At 42.1% G+C, this 17,626-nt stretch carries 15 protein-coding genes; 1 reads left to right on the top strand and 14 read right to left on the bottom strand.

All coding sequences use genetic code 11. The features are described from left to right. Nucleotides 1-3: 3 nt before the first annotated feature. From AB2B50_RS00555 to miaA, 8 genes are all read right to left on the bottom strand, one after another. The gene (locus tag AB2B50_RS00555; protein WP_320692286.1) at nt 4-1,068 is read right to left on the bottom strand and encodes an ankyrin repeat domain-containing protein; all 1,065 of its coding nucleotides are present in this window, start codon (nt 1,066-1,068) and stop codon (nt 4-6) included. Nucleotides 1,069-1,070: 2 nt separating this feature from the next. Next, complete coding sequence (locus AB2B50_RS00550; RefSeq protein WP_320692287.1) at nt 1,071-1,508, bottom strand: hypothetical protein; 438 nt, start codon at nt 1,506-1,508, stop codon at nt 1,071-1,073. 18 nt (nt 1,509-1,526) lie between these two features. Continuing rightward, on the bottom strand, nt 1,527-2,096 hold the full coding sequence (locus AB2B50_RS00545) for an SMI1/KNR4 family protein (RefSeq protein WP_320692288.1): 570 nt from the start codon (nt 2,094-2,096) through the stop codon (nt 1,527-1,529). A gap of 202 nt (nt 2,097-2,298) precedes the next feature. Continuing rightward, complete coding sequence (locus AB2B50_RS00540) at nt 2,299-3,054, bottom strand: SDR family NAD(P)-dependent oxidoreductase (protein ID WP_320692289.1); 756 nt, start codon at nt 3,052-3,054, stop codon at nt 2,299-2,301. Nucleotides 3,055-3,074: 20 nt separating this feature from the next. Beyond that, nucleotides 3,075-4,004, bottom strand: a complete 930-nt coding sequence (rnz, locus tag AB2B50_RS00535; RefSeq protein ID WP_320692290.1) for a ribonuclease Z — start codon at nt 4,002-4,004, stop codon at nt 3,075-3,077. A 14-nt stretch (nt 4,005-4,018) separates the two neighbouring features. Then, nucleotides 4,019-4,642, bottom strand: coding sequence for a cystathionine beta-lyase (locus tag AB2B50_RS00530; RefSeq protein WP_320692291.1), 624 nt, complete (start codon nt 4,640-4,642; stop codon nt 4,019-4,021). Beyond that, on the bottom strand, nt 4,635-5,873 hold the full coding sequence (hflX, locus tag AB2B50_RS00525) for a GTPase HflX (protein ID WP_320692292.1): 1,239 nt from the start codon (nt 5,871-5,873) through the stop codon (nt 4,635-4,637). Before hflX ends, AB2B50_RS00530 begins: the two co-directional genes overlap by 8 nt. Then, on the bottom strand, nt 5,866-6,750 hold the full coding sequence (gene miaA, locus AB2B50_RS00520; protein WP_320692293.1) for a tRNA (adenosine(37)-N6)-dimethylallyltransferase MiaA: 885 nt from the start codon (nt 6,748-6,750) through the stop codon (nt 5,866-5,868). The genes hflX and miaA overlap by 8 nt, the downstream gene beginning before the upstream one ends. 120 nt (nt 6,751-6,870) lie before the next feature. On the opposite strand from miaA, the gene AB2B50_RS00515 reads away from it, so the two are divergent. Next, nucleotides 6,871-7,041: a DUF3042 family protein gene (locus AB2B50_RS00515; protein WP_001051776.1), complete on the top strand. Its 171-nt coding sequence runs from the start codon at nt 6,871-6,873 to the stop codon at nt 7,039-7,041. Between the two features lie 123 nt (nt 7,042-7,164). Here the strand turns inward: AB2B50_RS00515 and AB2B50_RS00510 are convergent, their stop codons facing one another. The 6 genes from AB2B50_RS00510 to AB2B50_RS00485 form a co-directional block, all read right to left on the bottom strand. Next, nucleotides 7,165-8,004, bottom strand: coding sequence for a thymidylate synthase (locus AB2B50_RS00510; protein ID WP_320692294.1), 840 nt, complete (start codon nt 8,002-8,004; stop codon nt 7,165-7,167). A gap of 101 nt (nt 8,005-8,105) precedes the next feature. Beyond that, nucleotides 8,106-9,065, bottom strand: a complete 960-nt coding sequence (locus tag AB2B50_RS00505) for an ROK family glucokinase (RefSeq protein ID WP_049508573.1) — start codon at nt 9,063-9,065, stop codon at nt 8,106-8,108. Nucleotides 9,066-9,169: 104 nt separating this feature from the next. Then, entirely contained in the window at nt 9,170-10,030 is an 861-nt protein-coding gene (locus AB2B50_RS00500; RefSeq protein ID WP_320693282.1) for an excalibur calcium-binding domain-containing protein, read from the bottom strand. A gap of 43 nt (nt 10,031-10,073) precedes the next feature. Further along, nucleotides 10,074-10,697 carry an alpha/beta fold hydrolase gene (locus AB2B50_RS00495; RefSeq protein WP_320692296.1) on the bottom strand — a complete coding sequence of 208 codons (624 nt, stop codon included), beginning with the start codon at nt 10,695-10,697 and terminating at the stop codon, nt 10,074-10,076. Beyond that, a complete protein-coding gene (pabB, locus tag AB2B50_RS00490; RefSeq protein ID WP_320692297.1) occupies nt 10,698-12,419 on the bottom strand; it encodes an aminodeoxychorismate synthase component I in 1,722 nt (573 codons plus the stop codon). A 133-nt stretch (nt 12,420-12,552) separates the two neighbouring features. Beyond that, nucleotides 12,553-17,562: an SIALI-17 repeat-containing surface protein gene (locus AB2B50_RS00485; RefSeq protein WP_320693281.1), complete on the bottom strand. Its 5,010-nt coding sequence runs from the start codon at nt 17,560-17,562 to the stop codon at nt 12,553-12,555. Nucleotides 17,563-17,626 lie beyond the last annotated feature (64 nt).

Raw genomic sequence — 17,626 nt, 5'->3', positions numbered from 1 at the left:
TTTTTACCGCTTATAACTTGTTTTTTCTAGGAGAAGGGGTTCAGGATTTTTCTTAATCCAAGCAATAGCTAGCTGACACAGGCGGTCTAGGCGAGGCTCGTCATCAAAATCTTTCCCATGAACTTGAGCAATAAGCTCTTTAGTCTCTTCTAATTCTTGATCTGAAAGAGGGATTCCTAGAGACAAGTATTGAGGGAGAGCCTGAAGCATTTTTCTATAGTCTCTGTCCCAGTTGACCCCACCATTGCGATCCAGTTCATCACGAACGCGCCCTGGTATGCGGATGACTTCGCCCTGAACAGTTTTTGCAGCACCACTTGAAGGAATTAAGAAGGACCAAAGTTCCTCATATTGCTCCTCCCAAGTTCCTTCTTTGACCAAGATTGGTGCACTGCCATCATGGGTTATTCGTTTGGCGACTGGCTTAACATCAAAGAGCTCATAGAGCTTCGCTAAGCCTTTATCTGCTCCCTCGATGTAGTCTGGGTGGATACTTTCTCTATGAAATTCAAAATCCTTACCGATATTTTCGACCTTTTCTTTCATGGCTGGTGTTTTCTTAGCACCAGCATCCAGAAGCATAGAGGCAATTTCAGCTGTTTGGGCAATATAAATCCCCCGACAAACCATCAAGACTGAAGCTAGTGGGGTTCTTCCCATATCATTTTTAGCATTGACATCTGCTCCCTTATCAATCAAAAGTTTGACAGTCTTAGGATGGAAAAACTCAGCTGCTACATGTAGGGGGGTCTCACCATAGGTATTAGGTTTTCCAATGTCTGCCCCCAATTCAAGCAAGAGTTTTACTGTATCTCTCCCCAAGATTGCTTGACGGTACAAAGGTGTTGCTCCATAATAATCAGGGATATTGATATCCAAGCCCTTTTCCACCAGCCAGATAACCAATTCATCCGGGACTCCTCCCATATGCAGAGGTGTACATAAGCTAAATCTTCCATCATGAGCGGTTAATTCACAACGATCATAGACTGCTTTAAGGGCTTCAATATTTCCTTCATCCATTAAATCCTTAAACTCTTTTGGTAAGGTAACTCTTTTCTTTGCCATATTTAGTTCCTTTCTTCTGATTTAGCATCTAGGGCAAGCCAATGAAGATTGTCAACAGTTTTCAAAGTCAGGGCTTGTCCATCATAATCATTTTTCAACTCAAGACCGTTTTGCTCAATAGATATATGATTGTACCAGTGGTCTAGGCTGGCGTATTTCCCCATATGAATGTTGATGAGTGTCGTCGTTATGGGATCCCAAGTCCCTTTTTTAACCGTTTCTGCTAAGAGGTAGTAAGCATCTAAAAATATGAGATTTCTCCCATAGATCCAAAAGGGCAGTTCAAGTTCTAACAAAGGTAACTTGGCAGAAAAAATCTCATCACCGTGTGGTGGCACGGTTTCATAATGAAATTCTATCTCACTGCCACAATAGGCAATCAAAGCTCCCTGACATCCGATATTTTGAGGAATCCCTTCCTCAGCTACAATAAATTCCATGATCTGCTCCTTCTACTTTCAATCATAAACTCCGACCAGACTCTGCCAGAATATCAGACTGGACGCATGGCCTATCCTAGTCATCAAGTGGATGAAGTCACTTTCACAACCCTTCCAAACTGCAAATTGGGCCGTTCCCATGGCTCTAATAAATACTAGAAAATCTGGTGCCAGCCATATTTTTTCATCATAGGTCATCTCTGCATCAAGAGCATAGACCGCCCCAGATTGACAATCCAGCAAAATAGTGTAGGGATCTCCATTTGCAATGATGATCAAGCCTCTTTCTTGTAGAGTCGAGTAATCATGGTATTCCAGATTGCGATTGATTAGCCAAGTAAGACTAGTGTCGTCCCCATATCCAAACTGGTAACTTAAAAAACCGACCTGCCCCCAGTTATAGGCCAGAATATACTTCCTAAAAATCGGATCCAAATCTTGTATTTGCAGTTGTTTTTTCAAACGATCCAGTTCAGACACGGGCAGTTCAGTATGGCTCAGGACAATTCCTTCTCTTATCTCAGGGTCAAGCCCTTGTGTTGCTTCCTCAATAATGGAAATGATTTGGTCAATTGTCAATAATTCCATTGTCAACCTCCGGCTATACATGAGTCATTATCTAGGGTAAGCTAGCTGGTTTGGGACTTCATTTATCTAATGAACGTTCTTATCTCTATTATACCTTAAAGCTATCTAACAGGGATAAACTACCAGTATTTTCAGGGATTATTTTTGATCAACAACTCCTCCTAATTAAAGCAAAAAGCCATTCCTCATGGGAACAGCTTTCTCACTTATAATTAAAGGTTTCTCCAGCCAACTTATCTGCTAGCTTAGGAAAGAGGGTATAAAACTTATGGGCTAAATGTAACAAGATTGGGAGATTGAGCTCGCGTTTGTTTTTTCCTATGGTCTTAACAATCTTTTGCGCGACAGCATCTGGTTCCAATAGAAAACGGTCAACCGACTTGAGATAGGTCCCATCTGGGTCTGCTTGGTCAAAAAATCCTGTACGGATAGGTCCTGGATTAACAGTTGTCACATAGACACCATAGGACATGAGTTCAAGGCGCAAAGCATTTGAAAAACCAATGGCCGCAAACTTGGTCGCAGAGTATAGACTAGACTTAGCAGTCGCTATCAATCCTGCCATACTGACGATATTGATGATATGACCTTTTCGCATTTCCTTCATGCGAGAAGCAACCAAACGAGATAGATTCATGAGAGCAAAGGTGTTAACCTCAAACATTTGATGAATATCTTGACTAGAAATCTTGTCAAAATCCTCAAAAATCCCGTAGCCAGCGTTGTTAATCAAAACATCAATCTTACCATAACGGAGATAGAGGTCAGCTACCAATCCTTCTAAGGCTTGACTATCGGTAATATCAATCTCGACCAATTCTGCCTGTGGATGATTTCCGTATAATTGAGCTAATTTTTCCTTATTTCTACCTAGCAAAATGAGTTGGTCTTGAGGCAAGAGTTTGACCATTTCTTGGGCTAGACCACCACTGGCACCCGTAATGAGAATCGTAGACATACTTTTCCTTTCTCGAGATTCTAGATTTCCACTTCTTCCAAGTCTTTGACCACATGGACATTTTCAAAGACACTAGCAGCGTCTTTCTTGAGCTTGCTGATATCTTTTGATAGGAAACGAGCACTGATGTGGTTGAGCAAAAGCCTTTTGGCACCTGCTTCTGTTGCCACCTGCGCAGCCTGCATATTAGTTGAGTGACCGTGGTTGCGGGCAATCTTTTCGTCTCCCTTGCCATAAGTTGACTCATGGACAAGGACATCTGCATTGACAGCCAGACGCACACTAGCATCTGTTTTTCGAGTATCACCTAAGATAGTGATAATCTTACCAGGACGAGGCGCTGAGATATAGTCTGCTGCTTTAATCTCGGTGCCGTCTTCTAGGACTACATCCTGCCCGTTTTTGATTTTACCAAAAAGCGGTCCAAATGGTACGCCGGCAACCTTGAGTTTTTCAGCATCCAGAGTGCCTTCTAGGTCCTTTTGCATGACACGGTAGCCCACACAGAAAATAGTGTGATCCAACTCTTCCGCATAAACTGTAAATTTATCGGTTTCAAGAATTTTCCCTAGAGAATCTTGGTTGAACTCATGGAAATGAATCTTATAGGGCAAGCGTGAACCTGACACTCGTAGACTGGTCAAGACAAAAGATTTGATGCCTTGGGGACCATAGATTTCCAAATCTGTCTGCTCTTCATTGGCCTGAAAAGCGCGACTAGAAAGGAATCCTGGCAAACCAAAGATATGGTCTCCATGCAAGTGGGTGATAAAGATTTTGCTGACCTTACGTGGTCGAATCGTGGTTTCCAGAATGCGATTTTGCGTTCCTTCTCCACAGTCAAAAAGCCAAACTTCGTTAATCTCGTCCAAGAGTTTCAGAGCGAGACTGGAAACGTTGCGGGCTTTTGAGGGCTGACCAGCCCCCGTTCCTAAAAATTGAATATCCATTCGATACTTTCTAATTAATCAATATATAACATAGCAGTGCGATTTTCTGAGCGATAATAAAACTTGCCAGAAAAAGCTCTAGCTTCTTGCAGTAAATCCTCTTGGCTGTAACCTTTAAGTCGCTTTCTTCCATCTGCCAAGGTTTCCAAATCTGTCAAGGTTGTGAGATTTTCCACGCTAACAACTTCCTCGTCCCCGACAGACTTCAAGTAAATCTTTCCAGACTCTTCAAAGACCAACTGATGAGGAAAAATTTGCGCAATCTCAAAGAGTAATTCATCTGTAATTAGCTCCTCAGCTTCTGAGAAAATCCGACCTAACCCTTCTTTCTCGTAGCAAAATCCAAAGGATTTACCAGATAGATTGAGGCGAATAAAGGGCTTGCTTTCTTCCGTGAAACTTGGTTCAGCATTGTAGAGGCTCAGTTCTTGGCTGACTTCTGCAAAATAATCGGTCGCAGCTTGAGGACTCTTTTTCTGGTAGAGTTCTGCAAAGTAGGCATTGACTACACTTGGTGGAGGGGTGATGAGAGCTAGTTGCTCCTCTTCAGACCTACCAGCTAAAAGCTGATCTAGATATACCTTGTCTAAACTCGTATAGCCACCATACTTGAGTGCCAACGTTTTAATATCAGTCATAAAATTCCTCTAATCTCCATTTATTTTTCTCAGAAATGAAGCCTGTGATGACTTCGCCGTCATCTTGGTAGTCACGTTCTTCTAGGATAGCAACACTCTCCAAATCATGAATCTTGTAAGACTTAGAAAAAGACACGTGTAGGGTAAAGGGTTCAAAAATTTCCTTAATCTTATCCAGCAATAAAGCCTGCAACTGTTCGCGACTATCCTTAGATTTAGCAGAAATCAGAGCATAAGGCGTTTGAGTAGGTGTGAAATCCTCCACCAAATCCGCTTTATTATAAAGGGTCAAGCAAGGAATATCCTCCATGTCCAAGTCTTTCATAATGGAAAGAACTGTTTTTTCATGTTCCTCATGGTAAGGATTGCTGGCATCGATAACATGAACCAGAAGGTCTACATGCTTGCTTTCTTCCAAGGTCGACTTGAAACTTGACACCAATTCGGTTGGTAAGTCTTGAATAAATCCAACGGTATCTGTCAAGGTTACCTGTAGATTACCCCCCAGATGAATGCTTTTAGTCGTCGCATCCAGAGTCGCGAAAAGCTCATCTGCCTCATACTGGGTCTTGCTAGTTAAGGTGTTCATGATAGTTGACTTTCCAGCATTGGTGTAGCCAATCAAACCAATCTTAAAGGTACTTGACTCCAAACGTTTTTCTCGAACTGTCGCCCGATTTTTCTCAACCACCTTGAGCTGGCGCTCGATATCTGTAATCTGGTTGCGAACACTACGACGGTTAAGCTCCAGCTGACTTTCACCTGGACCACGAGAACCAATTCCCCCTGCCTGACGGCTGAGCATAATCCCTTGACCAACCAAACGAGGCAAGAGGTATTTGAGCTGAGCTAGATGCACTTGGAGTTTGCCTTCATGGCTTCGAGCCCGCATGGCAAAGATATCCAAAATCAACTGCATACGGTCAATGACCTTGACACCTAAGACTTCCTCTAAATTGACATTTTGTCGAGGTGTCAGACGGTTATTGACGATGACTGTCGTGATTTCTTCTGCGTCCACCATTTGAGCAATTTCTTCCAACTTACCAGTTCCGACAAAGGTCTTGGAGTCGTATTTTTCACGTTTTTGTCTGTAACTATCGACTACGACTGCACCAGCCGTCTTAGCCAGACTAGCCAGCTCTTCCATGGAGAGGTCAAAATTATCCATGCCCTGGAGTTCAACACCAATGAGCAGGACTCGCTCCTCTTTTTTCTCCGTTTCAATCATTTAAAAACTCCTCAATCTGGCTTAAAATACGGTCTGTCACACCAGATTCTCCTATTTGATAAAAGGTCACATACATACGATTACGGAACCAGGTTAGCTGACGCTTGGCAAAACGACGGGTCGCCTGTTTGAGACTGTCACTAGCCTCCTCCAAACTCTGCTCTCCACGAAAATAAGGAAAGAGTTCCTTGTAGCCAATCCCTTTAGCAGCCTGCACATCTGGATAATGGTCAAACAACCACTTAGCTTCATCCAATAGTCCAGCTTCAAACATCAAATCCACACGGTGGTTAATCCGTTCATACAATTGACTACGCTCATCATCCAAGCAAATAATCAGAGGTTCATACAAGGTCTCTTGATTTTCCAAGTCTTGACCAAAATGGGCAATCTCCAAGGCACGCATGGCACGACGACGATTAAACTGGGGAATTTCAAGGCCTATTTGCTCTACAAGATGGGCTAACTCCTCATCTGAAAAAGGATCTAGACTAGCACGATAAGCTAAAATCTCCTCATGGGGAGTCTCCCCACCTAGGTGGTAACCTTCTAACAAGCTCTGGATATAAAGCCCAGTTCCACCAGCGATAATGGCTAGCTTACCTCGACTTTGAATATCCTCAATGGCCGCCTTAGCTTCTGAAACAAAATCAAAAGCCGAGTAAGACTCGGTTACTTCTCTCACATCAATCAAATGATGAGGAACACTTGCCTGCTCCTCTGGACTAGCCTTAGCTGTCCCAATATCTAGTCCTCGATAGACTTGTTGGCTATCTCCACTGACTACTTCGCCATTAAAATGCTTAGCAACTTCAATGGCTAGAGCTGTTTTTCCAACTGCAGTCGGTCCAACAATCACAATTATTTTTGTTTTCATCTTTTTTCCTTGAAAAATTCCCATTTTTTCGTTACTATTATTATATCACAAAAAGGTCAGTCAGAAAAATGCGACCTCTTGAGGTAGCTGGCTGATTTATAAGTTAAAGGAGGAATACTCATGGCTAAAGGATTCGCTAAAGGTCTTGTAACAGGTATTGCAGGAACTGTCGCTGCAGTTGCAGGTGCAGTATACGCAGTTAAAAAGAAAGTGATCGAACCAGAAGAACAAAAAGCAGCTTTCATCGAAGAAAATCGTAAGAAAGCAGCGCGTCGTCGCGTATCACACTAAGCAACAAAAGAAGTTGAGAAAAAATCTCAACTTCTTTTGTTCTTTTTTTCTATTCTTTTATACTTAATAAAAACCAAATAGGAAAAGGAATCTAGCGTGGTTTGAAGAGATTTTCAGAGAGTATTAAATGGCCAAGTCAAACTTCAACTGTGGCTTGACTGGATCATAATCAACCAGCTCAAAATCCTCTGCTTTAATATCAAAGAAGTTGGTCTTGTCTGGTACATTCAAGACCAGACGTGGTTGGCAGTTTGAAGGTTCACGACGAAGCAATTCCTGAGCTTGTTCAAATTGATTGTCATAGATGTGAAGGTTATTGATAAAGTAGAAGAATTTCCCAACCTTCCAACCAAAGTGTTTAGCAATCATCATCTGAAGAGCTACATACTGCATGGCATTGATATGATGAGCCACCAGCATATCATTAGAACGCTGGGTCAAAGTCGCATCCAGATAGATGTCCCCATCAACTCGACGAACATCAAACATAGTCTGAAATGCGCATGGAAGAAGTCCATCTGTCTCCTCAAAAGCCTGATAATCCCAAAGTGAAATGATATTACGACGGTTCCAAGGATTGGCTTCTAACTGTTTGAGAATCTTGTTAATGATGTCATGCTTCTTAACAACAGCCCCATAACGTTCCCCAATAGTCCCTGTATCTCCAACTTCCCAGTCATTCCAGTAGTGAACATTGTACTTGTCATTTAGAACCTCTAGGCTATTGGACTGGTCTTGATAGATCCAAAGAACTTCCTTGATAGCTGATTTGATTGCGATTGGTCGCAAGGTCGTGATGGGAAATTCGCCCTTAGACAAATCATACTCCGCAAAAGCACCTGTGATGTACTTGGAGTTAGCCACTGTTCCATCCTTGTACTTGGGACGAGCCTGTTCTGAAAAGACACCTTCATTGAGAATTCGCTCGATATTTTCTTTAAAAATCTTATCCGCTTTTGTCATTTACTCTCACCTCAATTATTGTCTTAACTAGTATAGCATAAAAAAAGAAAGGAGGAAAATCACTCGCTTACAGAAAGCAATTTTCTCCTTTTTATGTTTATTTATTGCAAGACAAGTGATGCTGCTCCGATAACTCCAGCGTCATTTCCTAGAGTTGCTAGAGCTAATTTAGTTGTTGTGCGTACTTGTGGGAAGGTATTTTCATCATAAACCTTTTGCACACCTTGAAGGAGGAATTCTCCTGCAGCTGATACGCCACCACCGATAACGATTGTTGATGGGTTTAGGATTGAACCAATGTTAGCACATGCAATACCCAAGTAACGTGAGAAGTTACGGTAAACGATCAAGGCAAGGTCGTCTCCTTCTTTTGCCAAATCAAAGACAGTTTTAGCTGTTACTTCTTCTCCGTCATCAATCAAGCGTTTCAACTCTGCATCGCCTTCGTATTCATCTGCGTAACGACGAGTCAAGTTAACAATACCTGTTGCTGAAGCTACTGTCTCAAGACAGCCTTTTTTACCACAAGTACATGCGATTGGTTGATCAAAGTCAACTGTGATGTGTCCAAGTTCACCAGCAGCACCAGCAACACCGTGAAGTAATTTTCCTTCTGCCACGATACCGCCACCAACACCTGTACCAAGTGTCATAAAGACAACGTCTGGTTGGTTTTCACCAGCACCCATCCAACGCTCACCAAGAGCTGCTACGTTGGCGTCGTTGTCAATGAAGAATGGAATCCCCAAGGCTTTTTCCATTTTTTCTTTGATTGGTTGAAGAGTTTTCCAGTTCAAGTTGTAGGCACCGATAACAGTCCCTTTTTCGCGGTCAACCACACCAGGTGATCCCATACCAATTCCACGGAAATCTTCAGCAGACAATCCAAGCAATCCCAAACGGTGTTGAATAGTTTCAATCATATCGTCTACGATATGGCTTCCTTCATCCAAAATGTTAGTCTTGATAGACCATTTTTCTTGGATTTCTCCTTCTTGCGTTAAAATAGCGAACTTGATAGAAGTTCCACCAAGGTCAATCCCAATAATCTTTTGACTCATCGTCTTCTCCTTATCCTTAATTGAAAATGCTTACAGTACTAGTATAACAAAATCTGCCATTCAGTGCAAAGGTTTGCATTAACTTTCCAGAATTTTTTTCTATTCTATGGTTTCCACAAACCAGAAGCATCTACATAATAGCGTCCGCCATCCACTCGCTCATTCTTAGCCATTTTACCATCCGATTTCAAATAGTAATTTCCTTGCCATGCATTGCGAGCATAAGATCCATCTGATTTCAAGTAATACCAGGCTTGGTAAGAAGAATCATAGACCCACTCACTCTGAGCCATTTTACCATTTGACTTGAGGTAGTATGCACCTTGCCAAGTATTATGCGCATAAGATCCATCTGATTTCAGATAATACCAGGCTTTGTAGTAAGAATCATAAATCCATTCACCCTGAGCCATTTTACCATCTGATTTGAGGTAGTAACTTCCTTGCCAAGTATTGCGTGCATAAGATCCATCTGATTTGAGGTAATACCAGGCTTGGTAATAGTTATCGTATACCCACTCACTCTGAGCCATTCTTCCATCTGACTTGAGGTAGTAGGCCCCCTGCCAAGTATTTGTTACTGGTTTCCCATTTTCAGAAAAATAGTACCAAGATCCATTCTGACGAACCCAGCCACTTTCAGCTGCTACACTAGGAGCAGATACTGCACTATTTGGTGTTGCACTATTTGGTGCTACATTGTTGTTAGCTTGAGATGCACTCGTCTTTTTCTCTTTTAAAACTCCCTGAGGCGCATTCTTCGATTCACAAGCGATTCCATCATGATCCTTATCCAGAGTGGCAGAATAACCTGGTTCTCCCTTATGAATATCTGCATATCCATTCTCCCAAGCTTCCTTACAACTTGAAAAATGGATACTTTCATCTGCCACAACAGGTTGTAAAAACAAAGCAAGGAAAGGTAAAGAAACTAGGCCTAGTTTTAATAGATGACGTTTGTTCATGATTTTCTCCTAAAATTATAATATCAATCTCAATATTATTTTATCAAACTTGTTTCAGCAATTCAAGAAAACTTCTGGTTAATTCTGCAAACTCTTTTGGTTTTGCCTTATTCAAGACATGAGGGCCGTCATGGATGATCTCAAACTGAGAATCTGGCATCAGTTCTTGAATAGCTTTCATTGAACTGAGATTAGTCTTATCCTGACTACCACAAATTAATAAAGTTGGATAGGGACAATTCCGTGCAATCTCTCTTAAATCAAGTGTTTTTAATTCCTCAGAAACTCCAACCATAAGAGGCTTATCTGCCCCCTGCTTCTCATATATCCTCTTAGGAAGCAATTTGAATATCAGCAACTGAATATAAAAAGGAATGTTACCCGCAAGTTTCAGTGGACAACCTGACAAAACCAAGGCCTGAAGATTTGGTATCTCAGAACTTGAAAGCTCCAATGCAAGTGCAGCCCCTAAAGACAAACCGATTAAGACAAAAGGTTCTGTCTCCTCTGATAAGTGCTGATAAATGCGCTCTTTGGCTTCTTGATAAGTTCCAACTCCAGTAGGAAATAACTCTAGGGCTTCAGAGGGATAATCTGCCAGCAAATCCTGAACTTCTTTCCAACTATCTGCTGACTGACCTAGGCCATGTAAAAATATAAGTTTCAATTAGTTCTCCTTTATTGACAATTCATACAAGCCTCTGACTGCATTACAGCCATAGATGACTTCTGCTCGCTTCAAATCTTCTAAAGTCAGAATTTTCTCTTCTACTTGCCCATTTTCAAGCAAATGTTGACGATAAATCCCTGGTAAAATACCAAGAGCGCTAGGTGGTGTATAGAGCTTGCCATTAATTTTTAAGACCAGATTCCCAATAGAAGTCTCAAGCAGTTTTCCATCAGCAGTGTGATAAATGATTTCCTGATTTCCCATTGTCAAATGTGGTCGGTATGTCGTCTTAAAGTAGGTAAAGGCCTGCTGCAAATCAGCCTCCTGCAGACAAAGTTTTGCCTGACAGAAGTTAGAACTAAGTGGTGTTAATACTTGTCGATCAATGTCTATTTCTCCAGACTTATTGAGACTGATTCGTAAACGGTAGTCTTGATGGAGGTCACAAGCTCGACACTCTTCCTCTATTTTTTGTCTCAAACTATCTTGATCAAATGGAAAGGCAAAATAACGACTAGCCTTTTGTAGTCTTTCTAGATGCTCTTTTTCAAAGAGTAATTTCTTCTGGCTGATTTTCCCTGTCGTTATTAATTGAAAACGAGGCTGTTTTCGGTAAAGAACAGCTGCCTTTTGCTGGACTTCACGGTATTCTGACTCCCAAGTACTATCCCAAGTGATGCCACCGCCGACTCCATAGATGGCTCGATCTCGATGCAGTTGAATGGTTCGAATAGCTACGTTGAAAATCCGTCGTCCATTGGGAAGTAAGAGTCCAACAGTTCCACAGTAAACTCCTCTAGCTTGTGGTTCCAAATTCTTGATAATTTCCATAGTCGCTATCTTGGGAGCTCCTGTGATGGAACCACATGGAAAGAGTGAACGGAAGATTTCTACTAGGTCAATATCTGGTCGTAACTGACTCTTGATGGTCGAAGTCATCTGCCAAACCGTTGAATACTGTTCCACCTGACATAAACGTTCCACATGCTCACTTCCCACCTCAGACAGACGATTCATGTCATTGCGCAAGAGGTCCACTATCATCATATTTTCTGAACGATTTTTGGGATCCTGCTCCAACCAAGCTGCTTCTTTCAAATCTTCAGCATCAGTCAGACCACGTTTAGTCGTCCCCTTCATAGGACGAGTTGTCAATTCACGATCATTTTGTTCAAAAAAGAGTTCTGGACTCATGGAAATTACTGCCATGTCGTCATGTTCAACATAGGCATTGTAACCTGCTTCCTGCTCTACCACCATACGATTGTAGATAGCAAAAGGATCGGCAGACAACTCCTGCTTGAGTTGAACAGTATAATTTACCTGATAAGTATCGCCCTGTCGTAAATGATGATGAATCTGGGCAATGGACTTTTCATAGTCCTCTGCTGCTGTTACTTCCTGCCAGTTTGACGGCAAATCCACATCCTCATATGTCAGAGGAATACTGGATCTTTCAACACTGCCATGGACGGTGAAATAGAGTAGATACTCTCCCAATAGAGGAGCCTTGTGAACCGCCAACTTCTCCTCAAAAGCTGGCGCAGCCTCATAGCTGACATAACCCACCACATAATAGCCCTGTTCTTGGTAGCTTTCCACTTGAGCTAACAAGTCTGTCACTTCTGCTAAATCTCTGGTTTTTAACTCTTTGATAGGCTGGGTAAAGGTATATCGCTCTCCCAAAGCCCTAAAATCAATCACTGTTTTTCTATGCATATCCTAAGTATACCATAAAAGCCAGACCCCAACAGGAGATCTGGCAATTTTATTCTTTGAGAATGATAAAGTAGATGTCACTTTCTAAGAAAATCTGAACATAGCATTCTCTTTTATCACACCGACTTTTTATCTATCCTTTAGGAAAGAGTTCGGATGAAAAGGCATCTGTGACCTGCAATAGCTTCTGGAAGACTTTTTTCTTCAAGGCTACTGTATAATTGGCAACTGAGCCTCCGTACTTGAAGTTTCGGTAATCCGTTTCTACTGCTTGGTCAAACAAGTCTTGCAATTTCTCATAAGAATCAATTTGCTGACCATCAATTTCAAAACTATGGATTCCTCGTTTTGCCTTAGCAATAATAGCGTCAAACCAGGCCTTCTTCCATTCTTCCAAGTTCTGGAACTTGCCTTTCGAAACCTTCTGGATAATGAAATCATCCCCAAGGGTGTCACGTCCCTCGCTTAAGGCCTCATCCTTGTATTTATTAGAAGCATATCCTAGGAAACCATTTTCGTAGCCATAATAACCCCACATACGGAAGGCATTATGCTTGAAGGAGATGGCTCCAGGAGCTCCCTGACTTGTATTTCCACCATAGATAGCGTCCACCATCTTGACATTGACATAAGCTGTCTTGAGTTCTTCTGGTCGGTAAGTTCCCTGATAATGCCTATTGGTGATGATGTTATGTTTGATTAGGTCATCTACAGAATTTAGCTGAGTCTTGGCTTCCTCATCCGTCAATGGACGGACATAGTCCCACTGGTTAGGAGCAAGGAGTTTATTATCCTGGTCCTGATAGCGCATTTGCTTGGTCATCTTGCTGAACCAAGCCCTCTTCAAAGCCAGATCATTCTTAGCGAGAACTCGTTCTCCTTCCAGATAATCTAGAAGCATCAAAGCCTCATTATAACCTTTCATGTAGTGGTCAATCTGCTGGCGTGTTTGCAACTTGGTTGGATCTGGATTGTACCATTGATCCCCATCATTTGGTCGCATGTAAGCCATATTGAGACCAAGAGCACCATACTCACCTTGATGCCCTTCCTCAGCTGGCGACTGGAGCATACCCTGAGCATAGGCTTCTACATAGGTTCCTTCACGATGTTTGTAGCCACCCAGATAGACAATGCGATCATTGACGTGAGTTGTCTCATGGGTGTAGACAGACAAACCATACTCACTCATCATATCGATTTCTACAAAGTGAACAGCATCTCTGGCATTTATCTTTGGATAGATAGAGGCATAAGCTCCTAGCTTATTGTCTTTATAGTAGCGACCTGCTGGTCCAAATACCTCACGAATTGGTGCGTAGTCTTCCATACCACTGGTATGTCCATAACGCTCTACCCAGCCACGTCCATCAACGCGATAACCTTCCCAAACTGGTGTAGCTACATTAAAGTCACTCTTAACCATACGGTCTTTGACATCATCAGCGGCAAGACGATACCAAAAGTCCAAGTAAGTCAACTGGCGGTCCGCTACTAGATCAATGTCAGCTTTCATCTGGTCTATGGTTTTGCCAGATTTATCAGCTGATCCGAAAGTAATGGTATTGTAGTTGGAAATCAGGAACATCTGTGCCTTCTTGACATTCAACAAAGGCAGAATCATATTGCGATGCAACCAGTTATTAAGATTGTCATAAGCCCGATGCTTCCGATTTGCAATTTCTTGATTCTTCGAAGCTCGCTCTGCTATGTACACATGGCCCTTGGTGGCATTCACAAACCAGTCATTCATATCCTTGTCAGTCGTCAATAACTGTCTGTTGTAGTCTAAGAAGGCATGTAAATCTTCAGATTTTGTATCCTTGGCTAGGACTCTGGCAAAGGTTTCATGAGTCTGGTCGCCTTTTAGGTTGTTCTCTCTTGAACCAAGTTCAATCAATCGATCCAAGATATCCACATTTTGCCCATAAAAATCTGGTTTAAAGAGCATGAGTTCTTTCAGATTGTAATCGGCAAATCGGATACCGTAATAGCGATTAAGATAAGCAAGTCCCAGCATGATAGCTGATTGATTGTCCTGAACTTTTTTCTTCAAGGCAGCCATGCTAGCAGGTGAATCATTCCACTGGTAGTCTAGATTGGTAAGTAACTTATCAACCAAGCTTCCTAGCTGCGCTTTGACCTCTGCAAAGCTTTCTTCTAGATACCAATTCTTCACAGCCTCAACCTTCTTATCAAGGCTAGTGGTTTGATCATCTAGGATTCGATAGACCCCTTCAGACTGTAAGTCCACCGTTTTCAGGATAGATGTCAAGTCCTTAACAAGGGCTGAACGGTCCTTAACCAGCATATCTGGCGTATAAAGTACATCCAAGTCAGCAATCTTGTATTCCTTGATGGCAGTCAAGCCAGAATTTTGTGAGGTGATTGCAAACACATCCTTGGTCTTGTCTGCATAATGAACCATGATATGGTCTGCCACTGAAAGATCCGTCACAAAGTCTTTCCCTTTCATGGCGATAACAGAGATTACCTCTTTCTTGGCTAGATTGTGATCAAGATCCAATTTATTTCCTTGATTTACAATCCATTCTTTATTGTAGAACGGTTGCAATTTTTCAAGGTTGCGATAGGCTTGATCATGGCGACTATCATAATCTTGGATATCCTGATAAGCGTATTCTTTTACACCAGGAACAGCAGGAGATGCAGTACTCGACTTAGCCAGATAGTAGCTGTAGCCTTCTTCAAAAGTTTTCTGAGCATCGCGTTGAATCAAATCAGTTGCTTCAGCATTCACCTTATAATATTCTTTTCCATCAATTCTCTCAGTTTGGATTGACTTGATGGCTAAACGGCTGGTCTTATGGTCCTCTGAATTAATCTTGAGATAATAGTCTTCCAAGTTTCTTGGCACTTCTGTCAAGTGCTGAATCACAGACTCTTTGCCATTTTCAACCTTAACAAGGGTTGTTTCCTTGATATCTTTTATTTCTAGCTTTTTAAGTTCTAAACGAAGCTTCTTTTCCTCAAGTAGAGTGCTCTCTTCACCCTTGCCACGATTAAAGACCATCCTTGTAGATATGGTGTAATCCGTATAAAGTTTCAGATTATCAACTGTTGCTTCCAGCTGATCACTCGTCAAGTCAAGAGTCTGATCCTCTAGCCCTTTAGCTTTAATAGTGGCACTAATTTTTGAAATGGTAACACCATCTGCCTTCTCCAAGTTATAACTTAGGCGAGCTGAACGGCCCATCGAATTTCCAGTAATATTTGAAAGAGTTAGGACAGGTTCAGGTTTAATTTCTTCTTTTTCCTTACTGCCACGGATGATAACCTGATCTTTAGCTTCTGTTAAAACCCGTGTTGTTTCTTTTGGCTCTGAAATACGTTTCCCATCTTTTTCCTCATAGCTGGTAACAATCTCTTTCTCACCATCTTGACCGACTTGCTCGATTCTTGTTTCACCGACAAGCATGTCTGGATCAATCTTTTCCCTAGTTTGTTTAGGAATCAACTCTTTTCGGACTTCAATATGTAAAGTCGGTTTTGCATCTTGAACGAGCGCTTCAGTAGCATTCACACCACCACTATAGCTAGGTGTGTCCTGTTTCAGAGTGTCAACTGGGACTGCGCCTCCTTCATAATCTGGTAGGCTTTCAGCTACTGTACCCGGACCATTAACGCCACCTTCAAATATTGGTTTAGACGGCTCAACTAAAGATTCGCCTGATACACCGCCTGTGAACTCTGATTTGTCATGGACTTCTGGCACGCCACTTTGACTACTCAATTCTGGTGCATACTCTGGTAAGGCTTCGGACACTGCACCCAGGCCATTAACTCCGCCTTCATAGCTAGGTCGGACAGGTTCAACAAGCGGTTCACCATTAACGCTACCTGTAAACTCGGAGAGTTCCTGTTTCAAAGTTTCAACTGGAACTGCACCACCTTCATACTCTGGTAAAGTTTCAGCTACTGCTCCTTGGCCATTAACACCACCCTCAAATGTTGGTTTTGTTGGCTCAACCAAGGATTCGCCGAATACGCCGCCTGCGAACTCTGGTTTGTCATGGACTTCTGGCACGCCACTTTGACTACTCAATTCCGGTGCATACTCTGGTAAGGCTTCGGACACTGCACCCAGGCCATTAACACCACCTTCAAATGTTGGTTTAGTTGGCTCGACTAAGGATTCGCCTGATACGCCACCTGTGAATTCTGGTTTGTCATGGACTTCTGGAAGGCCACTTTGACTGCTAAATTCCGGTGTATACTCTGGTAAGGCTTCAGCTACTGCATCTGGGCCATTGACTCCACCTTCAAATGTTGGTTTTGTTGGCTCAACCAAGGATTCGCCTGATACGCCACCTGTAAAGTCTGCTTTGTCGTGGACTTCTGGGACGCCACTTTGACTACTCAATTCTGGTGTATACTCTGGCAAGGATTCAGCTACTGCTCCTGGGCCATTAACACCACCCTCAAATGATGGTTTAGGTGGTTCAACTAAGGATTCGCCTGATACACCGCCTGTGAATTCGGAAATTTCATGAATGGCTGCTTGATTTACTGGTTTTGCAGGAATTTCTGGACTCGCACTAGATGTTATATCTTGGCCTGTTCCTCTTAAATCCGTCTCTAATAAATAACCGACATAGTCATAGCCTTTAATGTCAATAATTCCTTGAGTTAAACCATCTGCAGACACAAGGGTTTTAGTCTGATCATAAGCTAGTAAGTCCTTGTGTTCAAAAGCAAATACTTGATAAGGTAGTAATAAACTCTTACCCACAGAAGCAATCAATAACACTCCAACTATCTTAGAAGGCTTTTTCCTAGAAAATAGGAAAACCACCAAACTAGCCGTCAGAAGACCAAGACCAGCCAAGGGGAAGGTGACGGATCCTGTTTGAGGTAAGACGGCTTGTCCCTGCTTACGATAGACTAGATAATAGCTCTCTTGACTAAGATCTTGTGGTAATTCATGGTGAATGAGTTCACGTTCAGCAGCTGTCAACTCCGATTCCGCTAAATAGCGAAAGGAAACTTGTTTGGTTTCATCAGCCTGAACCAGTTTTGGTTCAAGTGTTCCTCCAACGAAGGCAAGTCCAATCAATACCGAGCCCACTCCCATACTCAGTTTACGAATGGCAAATTTTTGTAGCTTTTTTCTATCTTCCATATCAGCTTTGTTCTTGTCTTTAGAGACATCTCCTTTATTCCGTTTTCATAATCTTATTATAATA

The sequence above is a fragment of the Streptococcus fermentans genome, from assembly GCF_040888305.1.
In the GTDB taxonomy this organism is placed as follows: Bacteria; Bacillota; Bacilli; order Lactobacillales; family Streptococcaceae; genus Streptococcus; species Streptococcus fermentans.
The sequence above is the reverse complement of the archived record's forward strand: the minus strand, read 5'-3'. Positions and strand labels throughout refer to the sequence as shown.